Here is a 20,157-nt window from a genome sequence, read left to right on the forward strand (position 1 = left end):
AAATTCCGCGCTTCCTGTTCCACGATGAACGAAGCGGCTTGCCAAGGCTTGGCGAAATACGCCAACAGTTGGGAATGGAGCGGCAAACTCAGTTCATCGGCGAATCGAGCGCCTTTCTCGACGCGGTCGAGCGCGCCAGCCGGGCGGCGGCGCTGGATCGGCCGGTGCTCGTCATCGGCGAGCGCGGCACCGGCAAGGAACTGATCGCCGAGCGCCTGCACCATCTGTCGCCGCGCTGGGGCCAGCCGCTGATCACGATGAACTGCGCCGCCCTGCCCGAGACGCTGATCGAGGCCGAGCTGTTCGGCCATGAGGCTGGCTCTTTCACCGGTGCGGCCAAGGGCAGGGCGGGGCGTTTCGAAGAAGCGGATGGCGGCACCTTGTTCCTGGACGAGCTGGCGACGCTGTCGCAACCAGCCCAGGATCGGCTGCTGCGCGCGATCGAATATGGCGAGATCACTCGCATCGGGGCGTCGCGCCCGATCCAGGTCGATGTGCGCATCGTCGCCGCGACCAACGAGCATCTGCCCGGCCTCGTCGAACAGGGCCGCTTCCGCGCCGACCTGCTCGACCGGCTGTCATTCGAGGTCGTGACGCTGCCGCCGCTTCGCGCCCGCGGCGAGGATGTGATGGTGCTCGCCGATCATTTCGGCAGGCGCATGGCGTCCGAACTCGGTTGGGACAGCTGGCCGGGGTTCAGCAAGCCCGCGATCACGCTGCTGGAAAGCTATGACTGGCCCGGCAATGTCCGCGAACTGCGCAATGTCGTCGAGCGCGCCGTCTATCGCTGCCGCGATCCGCTGAGCTGCATCGGCACGATCGTGTTCGATCCCTTCGAATCGCCCTGGAGCCCGCGGTCTTCACAGCCAGTACCCCAGCAGCAGGAAGAAGCGCCGCAGCTGGTCGCGGTCGAGTTTCAACCAGAGACCAGCGACTTCCGCACCAGCGTTGCGGAATATGAGCGCAAGCTGCTCAGCCATGCGCTGGAGACCAACCGGTTCAACCAGCGCGCCACGGCGGCTGCGATCGGGCTCAGCTATGATCAGTTGCGCCACGCGATGAAACGCCACGCGTTGGGCTGAACGCTCCAAGCAAATAGAATCGTCAGCGCAACAAATCTTGCGCGACCAACCTGCGGCTTATGCGTTAGGGGACACGCATATCCACAACGCCAATAGGAGCGACCCCATGGCATTTGTCCTCCCCGATCTCCCCTTCGCAAAGGATGCGCTGCAGCCGCACATGTCTTCCGAGACGCTCGACTATCATCACGGCAAGCACCACAAGGCCTATGTCGACAAGACCAACGGAATGCTGGGCGAAAAGGGCCTGGAGGGCGCGAGCCTGAGCGAGGTGATCAGGGCGGCGAGGGACAAGGGCGACAAGGGCCTGTTCAACAACTCGGCGCAGATCTGGAACCACAGCTTCTTCTGGCAGTGCCTTGCGCCCGCTGAGAACCAGAAGCCCAGCGGCAAGCTGGCTGACATGATCACCGAGAGCTTCGGCGGCGTCGACCAGATGCTGACCAAGCTGAAGGAGGAATCGGTCGGCCATTTCGCCAGCGGCTGGGGCTGGCTGGTGCTCGACGGCGACCAGCTCAAGGTCACCTCGCTGCACGATGCGGACACGCCGGTCGTCTATGACGGCATGAAGCCGCTGCTCACGCTCGATGTGTGGGAGCACGCCTATTATGTCGATTACCGCAACGCCCGGCCGGACTATCTGGAGGCGGTGATCAAGAACATCGTCAACTGGGAGTTCGTCGCGCAGAACCTGGACGGCCAGGGGATCTCACGCGCCGATCAGGGCTGAATCCGCCGGAACTAGACGGCTCAACCAAGCTCGTCACCCCGGACCCTGTCGAAGGGGCCTGGGTGACGGGGGTAGCTCTTCGGTCTTCCAACGAAAAGGGGCGCTTCCCGCATGGGAAGCGCCCCTTCGACCAGACATCCGGCCCCGAAGGACCAGGACGATCTCAGTTCATGTTGTCCGCAGCAGCGTCGGCAGTCGCCTCGACATTGTCGGCAGCCGCTTCGAGGTTGTCGGCGGCGTTCTCGAGCGCCATCTCGCCCGTGGCCGTGGTGGCGTTGTCGGCCATCATGTCCATGTTGTCGGCCATCACCTCGAGGTTGTCGGCGGCCATCTCGCCATTCGCCTCGACGGCTTCCGCCTCGGGCGACTGGTTGCACGCGGCCAGGGTCATCAGGCCGGCGGCAGCGAGAACAAAGGTCAGCTTCTTCATTCCGGTTGCTCCAATATAGCAATATTCGCGGACCGGCCCGAATGCCGACGCGAGCGCTGTGATTTACCGCGCAGCGCAACCCCGTCAATCGCAAATTCATCTGGGGGCAAGGTTTGCGACGAAAAGATGGCACACCCCATCGCCTGAATCGCCCGGCGATTTGCGTCCGCGATCCCGCTCGGCTAGGGGCGCGGCGACAGTTTTCCCGACAGCTTTTCCGATGGAGTACCGCCTCAGATGGCCGTGCAATACAGCTATGTGATGAAGGGTCTGACCAAGACCTTCCCCGGCGCGAACAAGCCGGTTCTCAACAACATCCACCTGCAATTCCTGCCCGACGCGAAGATCGCGATCATCGGCCCCAACGGCGCCGGCAAGTCGACGCTGATGAAGGTGATGGCGGGTTACGACACCGACTTCCAGGGCGAGGCGTGGGCGGCCGAGGGCGTGCGCGTCGGTTATCTGCCGCAGGAACCGCAGCTCGATCCGAACAAGACGGTGATGGAAAACGTCAAGGACGGCGTCCGTCCCGTCGCCGATCTGGTCGACCGCTTCAACGCGATTTCCGCCGAGATGGGCGATCCCGGAGAAGACACCGATTTCGACGCGCTGATGGAGGAGATGGGCGTCCTTCAGGAGAAGATCGACGCGGTCGACGGCTGGACGCTCGACAACCAGCTGGAGATCGCGATGGAGGCGCTGCGCTGCCCGCCCGGCGACAGCCCGGTTACCAATCTCTCCGGCGGCGAGAAGCGCCGCGTGGCGCTGTGCAAGCTGCTGCTCGAAAAGCCCGATATCCTGCTGCTCGACGAGCCGACCAACCACCTGGATGCCGAAAGCGTGCAGTGGCTGGAGAATTATCTGAAGGAATATACCGGCAACGTGATCCTCGTCACGCACGACCGCTACTTCCTCGACAATGTGGTCAATTGGGTGCTCGAGCTCGATCGCGGGCGCTATTACACCTACGAGTCCAACTATTCGGGCTATCTCGAGAAGAAGGCCAAAAGGCTGGAGCAGGAGGAGCGCGAGGACGCCGGCAAGCAGAAGGCGATCCGAGACGAGCTCGACTGGATCCGCCAGTCGCCCAAGGCGCGCCAGACCAAGTCCAAGGCGCGGATCAAGGCGTTCGACGAGCTGGTCAAGAGCCAGGAGAACCGCGCCGTCGGCAAGGCGCAGATCCTGATCCAGATCCCCGAGCGGCTGGGCGGCAAGGTGATCGAGGCCAAGGGCCTGACCAAGGCTTACGGCGACAAGCTGCTGTTCGAGGATCTCGACTTCAACCTGCCGCCGGGCGGCATCGTCGGCGTCATCGGCCCCAACGGCGCGGGCAAATCGACGCTGTTCAAGCTGATCACCGGCCAGGAGCAGCCCGATTCGGGCTCGATCGACGTCGGCACCACGGTCAAGCTCGGCTATGTCGACCAGAGCCGCGACGATCTCGATCCCAACAAGAATGTCTGGGAAGAGGTGTCCGACGGTCTCGACGTGTTCCGCTTCGGCAAGCAGGAGCTGGGCACGCGCGCCTATGTCGGCGCGTTCAACTTCAAGGGCACCGACCAGCAGAAGAAGGTCGGCCAGCTATCGGGCGGCGAGCGCAACCGCGTGCACATCGCCAAGATGCTGAAGGAGGGCGGAAACGTCCTGCTGCTCGACGAGCCGACCAACGACCTCGACGTCGAGACGCTGCGTGCGCTCGAAGAGGCGCTGGAAAGCTTCGCCGGCTGCGCGGTGGTGATCAGCCACGACCGCTTCTTCCTCGATCGCCTCTGCACGCACATCCTCGCCTTCGAGGGCGACAGCCACGTCGAATGGTTCGAAGGCAATTTCGAAAGCTACGAGGAAGACAAGCGGAGGCGGATGGGCGACGCCGCCGATCGCCCGACGCGCCTGGCGTACAAGAAGCTGACGCGGTGAGGGTGAGAGCGGACGGGCGACTCAGGCGAGCCCGCCCGTCCCGATTTCCAGCGAATTGATCGTGGCGGCGGTGAGCGGTCCGCCGAAAGTCACCTGACGTCTTTCCGTATAGGTTTCGCCTTTGGGCGCCCACATCTGGTGGATCATGCTAGTTTCGACATCCACCACCCAATATTCGGGCACGCCATTGGCAGCATAGAGTTTTGCCTTGCGCGACATGTCGAAGCTGAGCGTCGCGTCGGAGACCTCGACGATCAGCCGCACCGATTCGAGCGGAATCAGGCCGGTTCCCTCCGGCTCGCTGGTGACGACGATATCCGGTTCGGGCGAGCTGCGCGGAGGAACGGCGATCGATCCCTCGACGATCGCTTCCCAGCCTGTCCCCTGCGCTTCGAGCGCCGCCGCCAGCAGAACATGCAGACGCGATTTCACCCGCGCATGCGGGCGATGCTGGGCGTTCATGAAGAAGATTTTCCCCTCGATCAGCTCGGTCTTGCGATAGCCCTCGAAGGCGCCGGATTCGTCGAGCGCGAGATAGTCCTCCAACCGCAGCTTCACCGGCAGGTGGCTGTTGTTGAGAGGCCGCAGCTCGGTCATGGACGGGACGATATCACGACGCGGCGACCGATCCTAGCGCCGCGCCCGTTACCGCACCCGCTTCACGAACATCCGCCCGTCGCGGTCCTCAGCGCGGAATTCGGGGAGGGTGGCGATCAGGTCGGATAGCTTGGCGAAGCCGTAGCTGCGCACGTCGAAGCTCGATCGGTTGCCGGCGATGCGGCCCACCTCGGACAGGCTGGCGAAGCCGTTCGCGTCGCGCTTGGCGGCCTTCCAGGCGTCGCCGAACAGCTTGACCAGGTCGTCGTCGACCGAGCTTGCCTCCGGGGCGGCGGGCTCGGGTTCCGGCGTGGCGGTCGTGCTCGCGGAGTTCCGCCGCGCAGGGCGTGGGGCGGGGGGCCCATCATCCGCCTGCGCGACGAGGCCGCTCACGTCGATGAAGCGCGTGCAGGCCTGGCGGAATCCCTCGGGGGTGCGCGCGCTGCCGAAGCCGTAGACCGGCAGCCCCTCCTGGCGGACGCGCATCACCAGCGGCATGAAATCGCTGTCCGAAGACATGATGCCGAAACCGGTCACGCGCCCGCGGAACAGCAGGTCCATCGCGTCCACCGTCATCTTCATGTCGGTGGCGTTCTTGCCCTTGGTGATGTCGAACTGCTGCTGCGGCTCGATGCCGTGCTTCAACGTCAATGCCGCCCAGGTCTTGAGCCCGGTCTTGGACCAGTTGCCATAGGCGCGGCGGACATTGACCTGGCCGAGCTCGGCAAGCACCGTCAGCACGGGATCGAGACTGGCGGGAGAGGCGTTGTCGGCGTCGATCAGCAGCGCGACATTGCCGAGGGGCGGATGATCGTTGTTGGTCATACTCCCGCGTAACACGGCTTCACGCCGGCGCGAACTCTCCAGTCGCGGAATCGAGCAGATGCAACTCGCCGCCGGCGATGCCGAACCAGGCGCCGTGGATGGTCAGCTTGCCCGCCGCCTCTCGCTCCGGGATGCAGGGGAAGGTGCGAAGGTTGGCGATCGAGACCTTGACCGTCTCGAACTCCAGCGCGCGCGCCGCCTCCGGCCCGTCGCCATGCTCGGCGACGATCCGGTCGCGCGCCTCGTCGAGCAGATCGATCCAGTGCGCGATGAAGCCGCCTTCTCCCGGCGCCGCGCCTTCGAACCGGCGCGACAGCGCGGCATGGACGCCGCCGCACGAGCCATGGCCCATCACGACCACCTCGGGCACCTCCAGCTGGGTGACGGCGAACTCCAGCGCGGCGGACACGCCGTGGCGACCGCCGCCCAGCTCGAATGGCGGGACGAGATTGGCGATGTTGCGCACGACGAAGATCTCGCCGGGCGATGCATCGAAAATCTGCGTTGGATCGACCCGGCTGTCGGAGCAGGCGATCACCATCACCCGCGGGCTCTGGCCTTCGGACAATCGCGCCCAGCGATCGCGTTCGGCCTGCCAGCGATCCTGGCGAAAGCGGTGATAGCCGGCGATCAGATCGGAAAAGTCAGTCACGAATGCGCTCCCTTTTGGGCAAGCGCTTAGAACAGCTTGCGGCGCGTTGTAAGGCGTCGCCCCGAAGATTTGGCTTTCCTAATAGGAAATCGTCCCGCAGCTTCCGCGTGTGAGACATATGTCGCCCGGTCTATCTGGAATAAAATTTCCTACTGGAGCAACGCAATTGCAGAACTGCCATGACTTATGCGACGCAGGGCGGGCCGCGACCGACGAATCGGCAAGCGGTCGCGGCGGGCTCGCCGATGGTTGTGGCGCCGCCGCACGGTCGCTATCTGGCGCGGCATGAACGAGATGACTCCGCTCCCGCGCGAACCGCGCCAGCGCAAGCCCGACTGGATCCGGGTGAAAGCGCCGACATCGGTCGGCTTCGGCGAGACGCGCGCGCTGATGCGCCGCCTCAACCTGGCGACGGTGTGCGAGGAGGCGGCCTGCCCCAATATCGGCGAGTGCTGGACCAAGAAGCACGCGACAGTGATGATCCTCGGCGACGTCTGCACCCGCGCCTGCGCCTTCTGCAACGTCAAGACGGGGATGCCGCGCAAGGTCGATCCGCTGGAGCCCGAGCATGTCGCCACAGCGGCCGCGGAGCTGGGGCTGGAGCACATCGTCATCACCTCGGTCGATCGCGACGATCTGCCCGACGGCGGCGCATCGCAATTCGTCAAGGTGATCGAGGCGCTGCGGCGGAACACGCCCAATACGACGATCGAGATCCTGACCCCCGATTTCCGCAACAAGCATGAGCGGGCGGTCGAGGCGATCGTCGCCGCGCGGCCTGACGTCTACAACCACAATCTGGAAACGGTGCCGCGGCTCTATCCGACGATACGGCCGGGTGCGCGCTATTACGCCTCGCTGCGCCTGCTGGAGAGCGTCAAGCGCCACGATCCGTCGATCTTCACCAAGTCCGGCGTGATGCTGGGGCTGGGCGAGGAACGGCTGGAGGTCCATCAGGTGATGGACGACATGCGCAGCGCCGACGTCGATTTCCTGACGATGGGCCAGTATCTCCAGCCGACTCCGCGCCACGCCAAGGTGATCGAGTTCGTCACGCCCAAGGCGTTCGACGCCTACGCCGCGATCGCGCGGGCCAAGGGTTTCCTGCAGGTGGCGTCTTCGCCGCTGACCCGGTCGAGCTACCATGCGGGCGACGATTTCGCGCAGATGAAAGCGGCCCGCGAGGCGAAGCTGGGGAAGGCCATATGATCCTCCCCGGAACGGGGAGGGGGACCAGCCGCAGGCTGGTGGAGGGGGCTTTCCACCAGCGCGGCGCTCGCGGTAAGCCCCCTCCACCACGCACTCCGTGCGCGGTCCCCCTCCCCGTACCGGGGAGGTATTGATGCCTCGCCACTCCGAAACCCGCCGCTTGCCCTACACGCCCGAGCAGATGTTCGATCTGGTCGCCGATGTCGGCCGCTATGACGAGTTCCTGCCTTGGGTGACCGCGATCCGCGTGCGGCAGAACAGCGCGACGGAGATGGTCGCTGACATGATCGTCGGCTTCAAGGGATTGCGCGAGAGCTTCACCTCGAAGGTGCTCAAGCACCGTCCGACCGACATCCGCGTCGATTATGTCGACGGACCCTTGAAGCACCTGACCAACGAATGGGTCTTCCGGCCGGACGGCAAGGGCGGCTGCGAGGTCGACTTCTGCGTCGATTTCGCTTTCAAGAACCGGATGTTCGAGATGCTTGCGGGGCAGGTGTTCGATCGCGCGCTGAGGAAGATGATCGGCGCGTTCGAGGAGCGTGCCGCCGCGCTTTACGGCGTCGGCTCCAGCCCCGAATCGGCGAGCGGCAGCAGCAGTTCGAGCGCGCAGAGCGCCGCCTGAAGGCGAATTCCGCCGCGGCCGAGATCGCCGAATTCCTTCAGATCGGCGATGATCCGATCGGGGTCGGCGCCGCGCACCGCGCGGGCGAAGACGACGGTGCCGACCGGCTTCTTCTCGCTGCCGCCGCCGGGGCCGGCAATGCCGGTGATCGCCACGGCGATATCCGCCTCGGTGCGGTCGAGCACGCCCTGCGCCATGCTCCATGCGGTCGCGACCGAGACCGAGCCGAAGGTTTCCAGCACGTCGCGCGCTACGTTCAGCTGGGTCATCTTGGCTTCGTTCGAGTAGGTGACGAAGCCGGCCTCGAACACGTCGGACGAACCGGGGATCTCGGTCAGCGCCGCCGATACGAGCCCGCCGGTGCAGCTCTCCGCCAGCGCCACCTTGCGCCCGGCGGCGCGGTTGGCGTCGAGCGCCTTGCGCGCCGCGGCGACCAGTTCGGCAGGCAACAGCAAGTCCATGTCAGCGGCCCGCCTCGAACGGACAGAGCGGAATCTTGCTCGCCTTGTCGCCTTCGGACGCAAGCTGGGCGATGGTGATGAACAAGGCGGCCGCATTGCGCGCCGGAAGCGGCTGAAGCAGTTCGACCACGCGGTTGATCGCCGGGCAATCCTTTGGCTTGATCTCCGCCGTCAGCATCGGCCCCATCATCGCCGAGATCATCGGCTTCGCCATGTTGCCGTCGAGGAAGGGAGCGACATCGTCTCCGGCGATCTTGCCGAAGGCGGCGCGCGCGGCGGGCCAGGCGGCGTCGGTCTCGGCCTGGAACTTGGCGATCAGCGGCGCCGGATTGGCGAGCAGCGCGGTGCGGGGCAGATGGGGACGACAGGTCTGGCTGGCCGAACGCACCACATCGGGCATGACATAGAGGGCGAGGCCTTCGCCCTCCGCCGCGGTGACGCACGGCTTGGCGTTCTGCGCCTGCGCACCGGCGCTGACGGCGAGGGAAATGGCGGCGACAATGGAAGCGGTGCGGCGCATAGGATCAGATACTCCCGGGCAGGCTCACGGTTGCAACGGCCTGCGCCGCGATTCCCTCTCCACGACCGGTGAAGCCCAAACGCTCGGTCGTGGTGGCCTTGACGCTAACCCGCGCCGGCGCGAGCCGCAACAGACCGGCGATGCGCGCCCGGATGGCGTCCCGATACGGGCCGATCCGCGGCGCTTCGCAGATGATCGTCACATCGGTGTGGATGATGCGGCCGCCTTCCGCTTCGACCAATCCGCGGGCATGTTCGAGGAAGCGATCGGAAGAGGCGCCGCGCCACTCGGGCTCGGACGGCGGGAAGTGGCTGCCGATGTCGCCCGCGCCGATGCAGCCGAGCACAGCGTCGGTGATCGCATGGAGCACGACATCGGCGTCCGAATGCCCTACCAGCCCGCGATCGTGCGGGATGCGAATGCCGCCCAGCCACAATTCCTCGCCCGCCGCGAGCCGGTGGACGTCATAGCCGAAGCCGGTGACCTGGACGCTGTCGATCATGCGCTCCAGCCGGTCGAGATCGCCGGCAAAGGTCACCTTGTCGAGCAACGCGTCGCCGGGCACCGTCGTGACCGTGCCGCCATTGGCGCGGACCATCTGCGCATCGTCGCTCGCCTCGCGATCCGGCGGCCAGGTGTCGTGCGCGGCGCGGATGACGTCGTAGCGGAACGCTTGCGGGGTCTGCACGCGGACCAGCCCGTCACGAGGCACGACGTCGCCAAGCGCGCCATCCGATCGCGCGAGCGTGTCGGCCACCGGAAGGCCGGGAACCGCGCCGTCATGCTCGGCAAGCGCGGCGATCAGCGCGTCGATAACCGGCACCGGCAACAGCGGACGGGCGGCGTCATGGATCAGCACATAGTCCGCTTCGATCGCGTCCAGCCCGGCCCGAACGGAATCCCGACGCGTCGCGCCGCCCGGAACGATTTTGATATCGCCGAGAACCTCACCAATGGCCGCGGGATCGCCGACCACGATCACCTCGCCGATGGCCGGATGTTCCACCAGCGCGGCATGCGCGTGCGCGATCACCGGCTTTCCTGCGAGCCGCGCGAACTGCTTGGGCACATCGCCGCCGAAGCGCGTGCCGGTGCCGGCGGCGACGAGGATGGCGGCGATGCGGGGAGGGGCGCTCATGGCTGGGGCGGCTCTACCGGCGCGCGCCTTGCGGGCCAAGGGGGTTTCGGCTAATGGCGCTGCTCGTTTTTTAGGCAGTATCGCAGTGCTCAAGCCCATCCAGATCGGCCCGGTCCGCATCGAGACGCCGGTGATCCTCGCGCCCATGACGGGCGTGACCGATCGCCCGTTCCGCGTGCTCGTCCGCCGTTTCGGATCGGGGCTCAACGTGACCGAGATGGTCGCAAGCCAAGCGGCGATCCGCGAGACGCGCCAGAGCTTGCAGAAATTCGCCTGGGACCCGAGCGAGGACCCGGTGTCGATGCAGCTCGTCGGCTGCACCCCGCACGAGATGGGCGAGGCCGCGAGGCTGAGCGAGGATCGCGGCGCGGCGATCATCGACATCAACATGGGCTGCCCGGTGCGCAAGGTGACGAGCGGCGACGCCGGTTCTGCACTGATGCGTGACCTGCCCAATGCCGCGAGGCTGGTCGATGCGGTGGTCAAGGCGGTTTCGGTGCCGGTGACGCTCAAGATGCGCATGGGCTGGTGCCATGACAGCCTGAACGCGCCCGAGCTCGCGCGGATCGCCGAGGATCTGGGCGTCAAGATGGTCACCGTCCACGGCCGCACGCGCAACCAGATGTACAAGGGCTCGGCAGATTGGGCCTTCATCCGAAAGGTAAAGGATGCGGTTTCGATCCCCGTCATCGCCAATGGCGATATCTGCGGGATCGAGGATGCCGATGCGGCGCTCGCGCAATCGGGCGCGGATGGCGTCATGATCGGCCGCGGCGCCTATGGCCGGCCCTGGCTGCTCGCGCAGGTGATGCACTGGATGCGGACCGGCGAGGAGCTGCCCGACCCCAGCATCGAGGTGCAATATCACCTGATCGTGGAGCATTATCACATGATGCTCGAACATTATGGCGGCGAGGTAGGCGTCAACATGATGCGCAAGCACCTCGGCTGGTACACGCGCGGGCTGCACGGATCGGCCGAGTTCCGCAACCGCGTCAACCAGGTGCCCGACGCGAAGGTCGCGCTCGGCATGATCCGCGAATTCTATGCGCCGTGGCTGAGCCGCGCGGCGGCGTGATCGACACGACTGCGCAGCCGGCGCCCTCCGAGGTGCTGGCGGCGCTTCCCGTCGCGGTGTTGCTGATCGGCCCCGACGACCGCGTGCGCAACGCCAACGCCGCCGCCGAGACGCTGTTCAACCGCAGCCAGACGGCGATGACGGGCCGGCCGCTCGCCGATATCGTGCCGATCCCCGGCGATCTGGCCGATCGCGGCGCGCTGGGCCGAGACCGCGGGCTATGGGCCTATGACGTCGACCTGACGATGCCGCATGGCCGCTTCCGCGTCGATCTGGTCGAAGCGCCCATCGCCGACCAGCCCGGCTGGCGGCTGCTGACGGTGCACAATCTGAGCTCACCGCACCGCACCGGCCACGGCGCGGAACCCTCGGGCGGGGCGCTCGCCGCGGTGGGCGCGGCGGCGATCCTTGCGCACGAGATCAAGAACCCGCTCTCGGGCATTCGCGGCGCCGCTCAGCTGATCGCTCAGGCCGGAGGGGAACTGGATGCCGACGCCCGTGCGCTCACGAGCCTCATCACCCGAGAGGTCGATCGCATCGCCGCGCTGATCGACGGGATGCAGCGCTTCGGCGATGCGCGGCCGCTGCCGCTGGAGGCGGCCAACATCTATCCCATGCTCGAACATGCGCGCGATCTGGCGAAAGCCGGATTCGCCGCGCATGTACGCATCAAGGAGGAATATGATCCTTCCCTGCCTGAGGTGGCGGTGCACCGCGACAGTTTCGTCCAGGTGATGCTGAACCTTTTGAAGAATGCGAGTGAAGCGGTTGAAAGCGTGTCCGATCCGCGGATCTCGATCACCGCCGCCTATCGCCACGGCATGGCGATCAGCCCCGGTGGCGGCCGTCCGCGCCGATCGCTGCCGATCGAGATCGCGGTCGCCGACAACGGTCCCGGCGCCCCGCCGGAGATCGCCGAGCATCTGTTCGACCCGTTCGTCTCGGGCAGCGGCAAGGGGCAGGGGCTGGGGCTGACGCTGGTCGAGAAGCTGGTCCGCGACATGGGCGGCATCGTCCAATATGCGCGCGAGGGAACGCCCGAGCACACCGTCTTCCGCATCCGCCTGGCGCGGGGAGAATGAGCATGGCAGGCCATATCCTTGTGGTGGACGATGACGAGGCGATCCGCCTGGTGGTGTCCCAGGCCTTGAAGCGCCACGGCCACCGCGTCGAGCAGGCGGAAAGCATCGCCGGCCTATGGGCGGCGCTGGAGGCCGGCGCGCCCGACGCGCTGATCAGCGACGTCATGCTGCCCGACGGCAACGGGCTCGATGCGCTCGCCGCGGTGCGCGCGCGCTTTCCCGAGCTGCCCGTCATCATCCTTTCCGCGCAGAACACGCTGACCACCGCCGTCCGCGCCGCCGAGCGCGGCGCGTTCGAGTATCTCCCCAAGCCCTTCGATCTCGACGATCTGGCGCGCGCCGTGGCGGAAGCGATCGCCCGGCGTCCGCACGGCGAGGAAGAGGCGACGCTTGATGACGAGGCGCTGCCGCTGATCGGCCGTTCGGCGGCGATGCAGGACGTCTATCGCACCATCGCCCGCGTCGTCTCGAACGAGCTGACCGTGTTGATCACGGGCGAATCGGGCACCGGCAAGGAACTGGTGGCGCGCGCGATCCATGATCTCGGCACGCGGCGCGCGAAACCCTTCGTCGCGATCAACATGGCGGCGATCCCGCGCGAGCTGATCGAGGCCGAGCTGTTCGGCCATGAGCGCGGCGCCTTCACCGGCGCGACCCAGCGCACCGCCGGCCGCTTCGAGCAAGCCGCCGGCGGCACGCTGTTCCTCGACGAGATCGGCGATATGCCGATGGATGCCCAGACCCGGCTGCTGCGCGTGCTGCAGTCGGGCGAGTTCACCACCGTCGGCGGCGCGCGCCCGATCCGCTCCGACGTGCGCATCGTCGCCGCCACCAACCGCGATCTGGAAAGCCTGGTGGGCGAGGGGGCGTTCCGCGAGGATCTGTTCTACCGGCTGAACGTCGTGCCGATCGCGATCCCGTCGCTGCGCCAGCGCCGCGACGATATCGGATTGCTCGCGCGCCATTTCCTCGATCGCGCCGCGCAGGAAGGGCTTCCGCGCAAGCGACTCGATCCGACTGCGGTCGCCCGGCTCGAACGCCAGAACTGGCCGGGCAATGTCCGCGAGCTGGAAAACATGATGCGCCGCGCCGCCGCCTTGGTGCGCGACGAGACGATCACCGCCGAAGGGCTCGCCCGTCTTTCCGCCGCGCCGGGGGGAGGCGGGGAGGGGCCCGTGGTCTCGATCGATGCGGCGGTGCGCGCCTGGATCGCCGAGCAGCCCATCGTCGACGAGGACATGCTGCATGGACGTCTGCTCGCGCTTGCCGAGCGCCCGCTTATCGAAGCGGTGCTGGCGCGCACGCGGGGCAATCAACTGCGCGCCGCGCGGATGCTGGGGATCAATCGCAACACGTTGAAAAAGAAGATCGACGATCTGGGCGTCGCCGCCAGGCCGGTTTCGGAGCGCGACTGAACGCGCAAAAGGCGTGTTCCCAGCGCCACGAGACTGTTGTAGCAATGCCACAATGGCCAGCGACGCGACGCTATCCCGACCCGAAAATTCTGGCCTCCGCCAACGGCTGATGCGCGCCCTGCGCGACGATGGCTATATGCCGCTGGTCGAGGTCGCGGTGGGCGTCGCGCTTATCCTCGTCGTGGTCGCCAGCTATTTCGTGCTGACCGGCGACGAGGGAACGCCCCAGCCGCTCAACCCACCGCTGGTAGCGTTTCTACTGGTGGCCAACCTTGTGCCGGCCGTCGGCGTGCTCGTGCTCGTCGGTCGCCGCGTGGCGATGCGCCGTGCGGCGGCGAGCGTCGGGGGAGGCGGCCGGCTCCACGTCAGATTGGTCGCCTTGTTTTCCGCGCTCGCCGCGGTGCCGATGCTGCTGCTGGTGATCTTCGCGTCGCTGCTGTTCCAATATGGCGTGGAATTCTGGTTCTCCGATCGCGCACGCGGGATGCTGGAGAACGCCAACATCCTGGCCCGCCAATCCTATCAGCAGGCGCTCGACCAGGTGGAGCTCGAATCGGTGACCGCCGCCAGCGATCTCGGCGCGATCCTTGAGGAGGAGCCGATCGACAGCCCCGGCTTTCCCAGCCTGTTCCTCCAGCAGATCTACTATCGAAACCTGACGGAGGGCGCGATCGTCTCGGTCACGCCGCAAAATGGCGTCCAGACGCTGGCGATCATCAACCCCTATGATCGCGATATCGAAAGCCAGATCGATCCGGCGGCGATTGCCCGGTTGCGCAGGGGCGAGCCCAGCGTGGTGCTCGATCGCGGCGATCGCATCGCGGCATTCGTGCCGATGGCCGGCCGGTCCAACATGTTCCTCTACGCCGCGCGGGCGTCGAATCCGCAAATGCGCCCGCAATATGCGCGCGCGGAGGCGGTGCTGAACGATTATCGCGCGCTGATGGGCCGATCGCGCGGCCTTCAGCTGCAGTTCAATGCGATCCTGCTGGGCGTGTCGCTCCTCATCGTCGCCATCGCGGTGTGGATCGCGTTGCGCGTCGCCGACCGCTTCGTCCGTCCCGTCGGCGAACTGGTCGGCGCGGCGCGGCGCGTGGCTGACGGAGACCTCACCGCGCGGGTGCCCGACCCGCGGACGCAGGACGAGATCGGCACGCTCGCCAGCGCGTTCAACCGGATGACCCGGCGGCTGGAGGAGCAGACGGGCGCGCTGGTCTCGGCGAACGCGCAGCTCGACAGCCGGCGCGCGCTGATCGAGGCGGTGATGTCGGGCGTCAGCGCCGGCATCCTGTCGATCGACGACGACGGCAATGTGCGCCTGATCAATGCCTCCGCGCTCGAACTGCTGCGTCGCGAGGAGGACGACGCGGTCGGGCATCCGCTCTCCACGATCGCGCCTGAACTGGCCAAGGCGATCGCCGATGGCGAGCGCGAGACGATTGTCCACGTCGATGCGCGCGGCGAGGCGCTGACGCTGGCGGTGCGAATCGTGCGCGACGCATCGGGCCATATCCTGACCTTCGACGACATCACCCAGCAGCTGCTCGATCAGCGCCGCGCCGCCTGGTCCGATGTCGCGCGCCGTATCGCGCATGAGATCAAGAACCCGCTGACGCCGATCCAGCTCGCAGCCGAGCGGCTCCAGCGGCGCTATGGCGGCAAGATCGACGCCGAGGACGGCGTGTTCGCGCGGCTGACCGACACCATCGTCCGCCAGGTCGGCGATCTCAGGCGGATGGTCGACGAATTCTCCTCCTTCGCGCGGATGCCCAAGCCCGTGTTCCGCGAGGAATCGCTGCTCGATATCGTCCGCCAATCGGTATTCCTGCACGAGGTCGCCAATCCGGCCATCGCCTTCTCCATCGCGGGCGGCGACCAGCCCTGGCCGCTGGTGTGCGACCGCCGCCAGCTCGGCCAGGCGCTGACCAACATCCTCAAGAACGCCATCGAGGCGATCGGCGCGCGTGGCGAGGATGCGCCGGCGGGACGCATCGACATCGCCTTCGCCGCCGAGGGCAAGACGATCCGGCTCGACATCGCCGACAACGGCATCGGCCTGCCGGTCGAGCGCGAGCGGCTGGTCGAACCCTATATGACGACGCGCGCGCGGGGCACCGGCCTCGGCCTCGCCATCGTCAAGAAGATCGTCGAGGAGCATTTCGGCACGATCACGTTCGACGACAATCCGGGGGGCGGATCGATCGTGAGCCTGTGCTTCGAACCGCAACTGCTCGCCGCGCTCGACGGCGGCGAAGATACCATCAAGCTTGAACGGACCCCCTGACCATGGCGCTCGACATCCTTATCGTCGATGATGAATCGGACATCCGCGATCTCGTCTCGGGCGTGCTCGAAGACGAAGGCTTCGGCACCCGCACCGCGGCGGACAGCGATGGCGCGCTGGCGGCGATCCATGAACGCCGGCCCTCGCTCGTGCTGCTCGACGTGTGGCTCCAGGGATCGAAGCTCGATGGGCTGGAACTGCTCGACGAGATCAAGGCGCGCGACGCGAGCATTCCGGTGCTGGTCATCTCCGGCCACGGCAATCTCGACACCGCGGTCGCGGCGATCCGCAAGGGCGCGGCCGACTTCATCGAAAAGCCGTTCGAGGCTGACCGGCTGCTGCTGCTCGTCCGCCGCGCGACCGAGACCGAGCGGCTGCGGCGCGAGAATGCCAGCCTGAAGGCGCTGGCGGGCCGCGACGAGGAGCTGACCGGCAGCTCCAACGCGATCAATGGGGTGCGCGCGACCTTGAAGCGCGTCGCCGCGACCGGCAGCCGTGTGCTGATCTCGGGCCCCGCCGGCGTCGGCAAGGAGGTCGCCGCCCGGCTGCTGCACAGCTGGAGCAACCGCGCTGAGGCGCCCTTCGTCATCCTGAGCGCGGCGCGAATGACGCCAGAGCGCGTCGAGGAGGAGCTGTTCGGGGTGGAGGAGGGCGACAAGCTCGTCCGCACCGGCCTGCTCGAACAGGCGCATGGCGGCACGCTGCTGCTCGACGAGATCGCCGACATGCCGATCGCGACCCAGGCCCGCATCCTGCGCGTGCTGACCGATCAGGCCTTCGTGCGCATCGGCGGGCAGCACCAGGTGAAGGTCGACGTGCGCGTCGTCTCCTCCACCTCGCGCGATCTGACGCAGGAGATCGCCGAGGGGCGCTTCCGCGAGGATCTCTATTACCGGCTCAACGTCGTGCCCGTCGCGCTGCCGCCGCTGTCCGACCGGCGTGAGGACATTCCCGCCCTGGTCGAACATTTCGCCGCGCGCTATGCCGCCGAACGGCGCGTGCCGACGCCCGAGATCGCGCCGGACGCGCTGGTCGCGCTGCAGAGCCACGAATGGCCCGGCAATGTCCGCCAGCTGCGCAACGTCGTTGAGCGCACCGTCATCATGGCGCCGGGCGACCGGGTGGGGCGGATCGATCTCGATATGCTGCCCGCCGAGATCCGCGGAGAGACGGGCGGCGCGGGGGGCGGGGCGCAGATCATGGGCGCCCCCTTGCGCGAGGCGCGCGAGACCTTCGAGCGGGAGTATCTGCGCGTCCAGATCCGCCGCTTTTCGGGCAATATCTCGCGCACGGCCTCGTTCATCGGCATGGAGCGATCGGCGCTGCACCGCAAGCTGAAGATATTGGGAATCACCGAGGTTCGCGCCGACGACGATTGAGGATTGCAGCCAAACACCCTAAGTTATGCGCCGCGCGCCATGCGGGTGCGCGGATCGACGCCGGAAACCGGCGCATTGCGGGGCAGGATCCCGCCAAGCACAAGGGTGTGAACCATGGCCGACAAGCCCAATAATCTGCAGGACCTGTTCCTCAACCTGCTGCGCCGGACGAAGACCCCGGTCACGATGTTCCTGGTCAAAGGCGTCAAGCTGCAGGGAATCGTCACCTGGTTCGACAATTTCTCGGTGCTGCTGCGCCGCGACGGCCAGTCCCAGCTGATCTACAAGCACGCCATCTCCACCATCATGCCCGCCGGCAACGGAGACGCCTCCGCGATCGTGCAGGCGGTAGGAGAACCGGGCAAGAAGCCTTCGCTCTTGCAGGATATTTTCCTGAACGCCGTGCGCAAGTCGGATCAGAGCGTGACGATGTTCCTGGTCAACGGCGTGATGCTGCAAGGGCAGATCGCCGCCTATGACCTGTTCTGCATGCTGCTCCAACGCGAAGGCGTATCGCAGCTGGTCTACAAGCATGCGGTCTCCACCATCCAGCCATCCGCGCCGCTCAACCTGGCTGAAGAGCAAGAAAGCGAAGATTGACCACCGGCGGCTTCGAACGCGATGCGGGCGAGTTCGCCCGCGGCGCCCGTGCGCTCGTCGTGCTGCCGGATACCGGCGGTTCGATGCGCGACAACGACGCGCGCCTGGAGGAAACCGCGGGGCTTGCCGCTGCGATCGGGGTCGAGGTCGTCGGGCGCATGCCGTTTCGCGTGCGCCAGGCGCGGCCCGCGACTTTGCTCGGCAGCGGCCAGGTCGATCAGGTCAAGGATCGCGCGGAAGAGCAGGGCGCCGAGCTGATCGTCGTCGACGGCGCGCTGACCCCGGTGCAGCAGCGCAATCTGGAGACCGCGATCGGCTGCAAGGTGATCGACCGGACCGGTCTGATCCTCGAGATTTTCGGCGAGCGCGCCGCCACCGCCGAGGGCCGCTTGCAGGTCGAGCTCGCCCATCTCGACTATCAGGCGGGCCGGCTGGTGCGCAGCTGGACCCATCTCGAGCGCCAGCGCGGCGGCTTCGGCTTTCTCGGCGGTCCCGGCGAAACCCAGATCGAGGCCGACCGTCGCATGATCCGCGACCGGATGGCGCGGCTCAGGCGCGAGCTCGAAGGCGTGTCGCGCACCCGCGGCCTGCACCGCGGCCGGCGCCAGCGTGCGCCATGGCCGGTGGTCGCGCTGGTCGGCTATACCAATGCCGGAAAATCGACGTTGTTCAACCGCCTGACCGGTGCTGACGTCATGGCGGAAGATCTGCTGTTCGCCACGCTCGATCCGACCTTGCGGCAATTCTCGCCGCCCGGAATCGATCGGGCGATGCTGTCCGACACCGTCGGTTTCGTCTCGGAGCTGCCGACGCAGCTCGTGGCAGCGTTCAAGGCGACGCTCGAGGAGGTGGTCTCGGCCGATCTGATCGTGCACGTCCGCGACATCGCGCATCCCGACAGCGACGCGCAGCGCGCCGATGTCGAGAAGGTGCTCGCCGAGCTCGGCGTGGGAGACGAGATCGTCACGCCGCGGATCGAGGCGTGGAACAAGATCGACGCGCTCGACCCAGATGCGCGCGAGGCGGTGCTGGCCGACGCCGCGCGGCGGGACGATGTGGCGGCGCTGTCGGCGATGACGGGCGAAGGGGTGGACGATCTCGTCGCCGCGATCTCCGCCAACCTCACGCGCGCACACCGCCGCTACCAGATCGACCTGGATCCGGCCGACGGCGCCGGCGCCGCCTGGCTGCACGCGCATGGCGAGGTGATCGACCAATGGATGGCCGATGACCGCCTGATGGTCGAGGTCCGGCTGGCCGAGCCCGATTACGCGCGCTTCATCCAGCGCGACGCTTGACCGCCTGCCACAGCGCTTCCTTCGCGTTCAGGTCCAGCTCCTTGAACGCGTCGCCAGCTTCCGCTTCCATCGCGCGGAAACGGCGTTCGAATTTCGAATTGGCGATGCGCAACGCGGCTTCCGCATCGATGCCTTCGTGGCGCGCCCAATTGACCACCGCGAACAGCAGGTCGCCGATCTCCTCGGCCTTGTGATCGCCGATCGCGCGGTCTGCCTCCGCCAGTTCCTCATCCACCTTGGCGCGCGGACCGGTGGCGTCGGGCCAGTCGAAGCCGGTGCGAGCGGCGCGCTTCTGCAGCTTTTCGGCGCGAAGGAGCGCGGGCAGGCCGAGCGCCACGCCGTCGAGCGCGCCGCGATGCGCCTTGGCCGCGCGTTCGTCGGCCTTGATCTGTTCCCAAAGATGATGACCGCCCTCAGCCGCATCGCCGAAGATATGCGGGTGGCGGCGCTCCATCTTGTCGCCGATCGTCGCGGCGACGTCGGCGAAATCGAACGCGCCGGCTTCCTCCGCCATGCGCGCGTGGAACACGACCTGGAGCAGCAGATCGCCGAGCTCGTCCTTCAGATCGGCCATGTCGCCGCGCGCGATCGCGTCTTCGACCTCATAGGCTTCCTCGATCGTGTAGGGTGCGATCGAGGCGAACGTCTGGACGCTGTCCCATTCGCATCCGGTCTCCGGATCGCGCAAGCGCGCCATGATCGCGACCAGGCGATCCAGATGATCCGGACGATCCGGATGGTCCAGACGATCCCGATGGTCCTGACGATCCGACTGGTCCAGATGATCCGACTGGTCCAGATGATCCGGATGGTCCAGACGATCCTGACGCGAAGG

General features: G+C 66.8%; 20 protein-coding genes. 12 read left to right on the top strand and 8 right to left on the bottom strand.

All coding sequences use genetic code 11. The features are described 5' to 3' along the window. Positions 1 to 74 precede the first annotated feature (74 nt). Both pspF and D1610_RS15570 read left to right on the top strand, forming a co-directional pair. On the top strand, positions 75 to 1,082 hold the full coding sequence (gene pspF / locus D1610_RS15565) for a phage shock protein operon transcriptional activator (RefSeq protein ID WP_118865113.1): 1,008 nt from the start codon (positions 75 to 77) through the stop codon (positions 1,080 to 1,082). A gap of 106 nt (positions 1,083 to 1,188) precedes the next feature. Continuing rightward, entirely contained in the window at positions 1,189 to 1,812 is a 624-nt protein-coding gene (locus tag D1610_RS15570) for a superoxide dismutase (protein ID WP_118865114.1), read from the top strand. 163 nt (positions 1,813 to 1,975) lie between these two features. On the opposite strand, the gene D1610_RS15575 is transcribed toward D1610_RS15570, so the two are convergent. After that, positions 1,976 to 2,242 carry a hypothetical protein gene (locus D1610_RS15575; RefSeq protein ID WP_118865115.1) on the bottom strand — a complete coding sequence of 89 codons (267 nt, stop codon included), beginning with the start codon at positions 2,240 to 2,242 and terminating at the stop codon, positions 1,976 to 1,978. 237 nt (positions 2,243 to 2,479) lie between these two features. Here D1610_RS15575 and ettA point away from each other — a divergent pair, with 237 nt between their 5' ends. Then, positions 2,480 to 4,159 carry an energy-dependent translational throttle protein EttA gene (ettA, locus tag D1610_RS15580; RefSeq protein ID WP_118865116.1) on the top strand — a complete coding sequence of 560 codons (1,680 nt, stop codon included), beginning with the start codon at positions 2,480 to 2,482 and terminating at the stop codon, positions 4,157 to 4,159. A gap of 21 nt (positions 4,160 to 4,180) precedes the next feature. On the opposite strand, the gene D1610_RS15585 is transcribed toward ettA, so the two are convergent. From D1610_RS15585 to D1610_RS15595, 3 genes are read right to left on the bottom strand one after another with little or no spacing between them, the layout of a single operon-like run. Further along, positions 4,181 to 4,756, bottom strand: a complete 576-nt coding sequence (locus D1610_RS15585) for a Uma2 family endonuclease (RefSeq protein ID WP_118865117.1) — start codon at positions 4,754 to 4,756, stop codon at positions 4,181 to 4,183. Between the two features lie 48 nt (positions 4,757 to 4,804). Further along, complete coding sequence (locus tag D1610_RS15590) at positions 4,805 to 5,581, bottom strand: NYN domain-containing protein (protein ID WP_118865118.1); 777 nt, start codon at positions 5,579 to 5,581, stop codon at positions 4,805 to 4,807. Positions 5,582 to 5,600: 19 nt separating this feature from the next. Then, entirely contained in the window at positions 5,601 to 6,233 is a 633-nt protein-coding gene (locus D1610_RS15595; protein ID WP_118865119.1) for a carbonic anhydrase, read from the bottom strand. 285 nt (positions 6,234 to 6,518) lie between these two features. Here D1610_RS15595 and lipA point away from each other — a divergent pair, with 285 nt between their 5' ends. After that, positions 6,519 to 7,442 carry a lipoyl synthase gene (gene lipA, locus D1610_RS15600; protein WP_118865171.1) on the top strand — a complete coding sequence of 308 codons (924 nt, stop codon included), beginning with the start codon at positions 6,519 to 6,521 and terminating at the stop codon, positions 7,440 to 7,442. 133 nt (positions 7,443 to 7,575) lie between these two features. Next, positions 7,576 to 8,067 carry a type II toxin-antitoxin system RatA family toxin gene (locus tag D1610_RS15605; RefSeq protein WP_118865120.1) on the top strand — a complete coding sequence of 164 codons (492 nt, stop codon included), beginning with the start codon at positions 7,576 to 7,578 and terminating at the stop codon, positions 8,065 to 8,067. Here the strand turns inward: D1610_RS15605 and D1610_RS15610 are convergent. The 3 genes from D1610_RS15610 to D1610_RS15620 are packed head-to-tail and all read right to left on the bottom strand — an operon-like array spanning position 7,998 to position 10,186. After that, on the bottom strand, positions 7,998 to 8,528 hold the full coding sequence (locus tag D1610_RS15610) for a CinA family protein (protein WP_118865121.1): 531 nt from the start codon (positions 8,526 to 8,528) through the stop codon (positions 7,998 to 8,000). The genes D1610_RS15605 and D1610_RS15610 overlap by 70 nt on opposite strands. Before the next feature lies 1 nt (position 8,529). Further along, complete coding sequence (locus tag D1610_RS15615; RefSeq protein ID WP_118865122.1) at positions 8,530 to 9,048, bottom strand: hypothetical protein; 519 nt, start codon at positions 9,046 to 9,048, stop codon at positions 8,530 to 8,532. A 4-nt stretch (positions 9,049 to 9,052) separates the two neighbouring features. Next, on the bottom strand, positions 9,053 to 10,186 hold the full coding sequence (locus tag D1610_RS15620) for a bifunctional 2-C-methyl-D-erythritol 4-phosphate cytidylyltransferase/2-C-methyl-D-erythritol 2,4-cyclodiphosphate synthase (RefSeq protein ID WP_118865123.1): 1,134 nt from the start codon (positions 10,184 to 10,186) through the stop codon (positions 9,053 to 9,055). A 79-nt stretch (positions 10,187 to 10,265) separates the two neighbouring features. Here D1610_RS15620 and dusB point away from each other — a divergent pair, with 79 nt between their 5' ends. From dusB to hflX, 7 genes are all read left to right on the top strand, one after another. Next, the gene (gene dusB / locus D1610_RS15625; protein WP_118865172.1) at positions 10,266 to 11,264 is read left to right on the top strand and encodes a tRNA dihydrouridine synthase DusB; all 999 of its coding nucleotides are present in this window, start codon (positions 10,266 to 10,268) and stop codon (positions 11,262 to 11,264) included. Next, positions 11,240 to 12,346 carry a two-component system sensor histidine kinase NtrB gene (locus tag D1610_RS15630; protein WP_118865124.1) on the top strand — a complete coding sequence of 369 codons (1,107 nt, stop codon included), beginning with the start codon at positions 11,240 to 11,242 and terminating at the stop codon, positions 12,344 to 12,346. The genes dusB and D1610_RS15630 overlap by 25 nt, the downstream gene beginning before the upstream one ends. Further along, positions 12,343 to 13,761 (top strand): nitrogen regulation protein NR(I), encoded by a 1,419-nt coding sequence (gene ntrC / locus D1610_RS15635; protein WP_118865125.1) that lies wholly within the window; start codon positions 12,343 to 12,345, stop codon positions 13,759 to 13,761. The genes D1610_RS15630 and ntrC overlap by 4 nt, the downstream gene beginning before the upstream one ends. A 109-nt stretch (positions 13,762 to 13,870) precedes the next feature. Further along, positions 13,871 to 16,045, top strand: coding sequence for a sensor histidine kinase (locus tag D1610_RS15640; protein ID WP_118865126.1), 2,175 nt, complete (start codon positions 13,871 to 13,873; stop codon positions 16,043 to 16,045). A gap of 2 nt (positions 16,046 to 16,047) precedes the next feature. Continuing rightward, the gene (ntrX, locus tag D1610_RS15645; RefSeq protein WP_118865127.1) at positions 16,048 to 17,424 is read left to right on the top strand and encodes a nitrogen assimilation response regulator NtrX; all 1,377 of its coding nucleotides are present in this window, start codon (positions 16,048 to 16,050) and stop codon (positions 17,422 to 17,424) included. Positions 17,425 to 17,538: 114 nt separating this feature from the next. After that, entirely contained in the window at positions 17,539 to 18,024 is a 486-nt protein-coding gene (gene hfq, locus D1610_RS15650; protein ID WP_118865128.1) for an RNA chaperone Hfq, read from the top strand. Then, positions 18,021 to 19,322 (top strand): GTPase HflX, encoded by a 1,302-nt coding sequence (gene hflX / locus D1610_RS15655; protein WP_245942318.1) that lies wholly within the window; start codon positions 18,021 to 18,023, stop codon positions 19,320 to 19,322. The genes hfq and hflX overlap by 4 nt, the downstream gene beginning before the upstream one ends. Here hflX and mazG read toward each other — a convergent pair. Then, positions 19,303 to 20,019: a nucleoside triphosphate pyrophosphohydrolase gene (mazG, locus tag D1610_RS15660; RefSeq protein WP_245942324.1), complete on the bottom strand. Its 717-nt coding sequence runs from the start codon at positions 20,017 to 20,019 to the stop codon at positions 19,303 to 19,305. The genes hflX and mazG overlap by 20 nt on opposite strands. Positions 20,020 to 20,157: the final 138 nt, after the last annotated feature.

Source organism: Sphingomonas gilva (genome assembly GCF_003515075.1).
GTDB classification, from domain to species: Bacteria; Pseudomonadota; Alphaproteobacteria; order Sphingomonadales; family Sphingomonadaceae; genus Sphingomonas; species Sphingomonas gilva.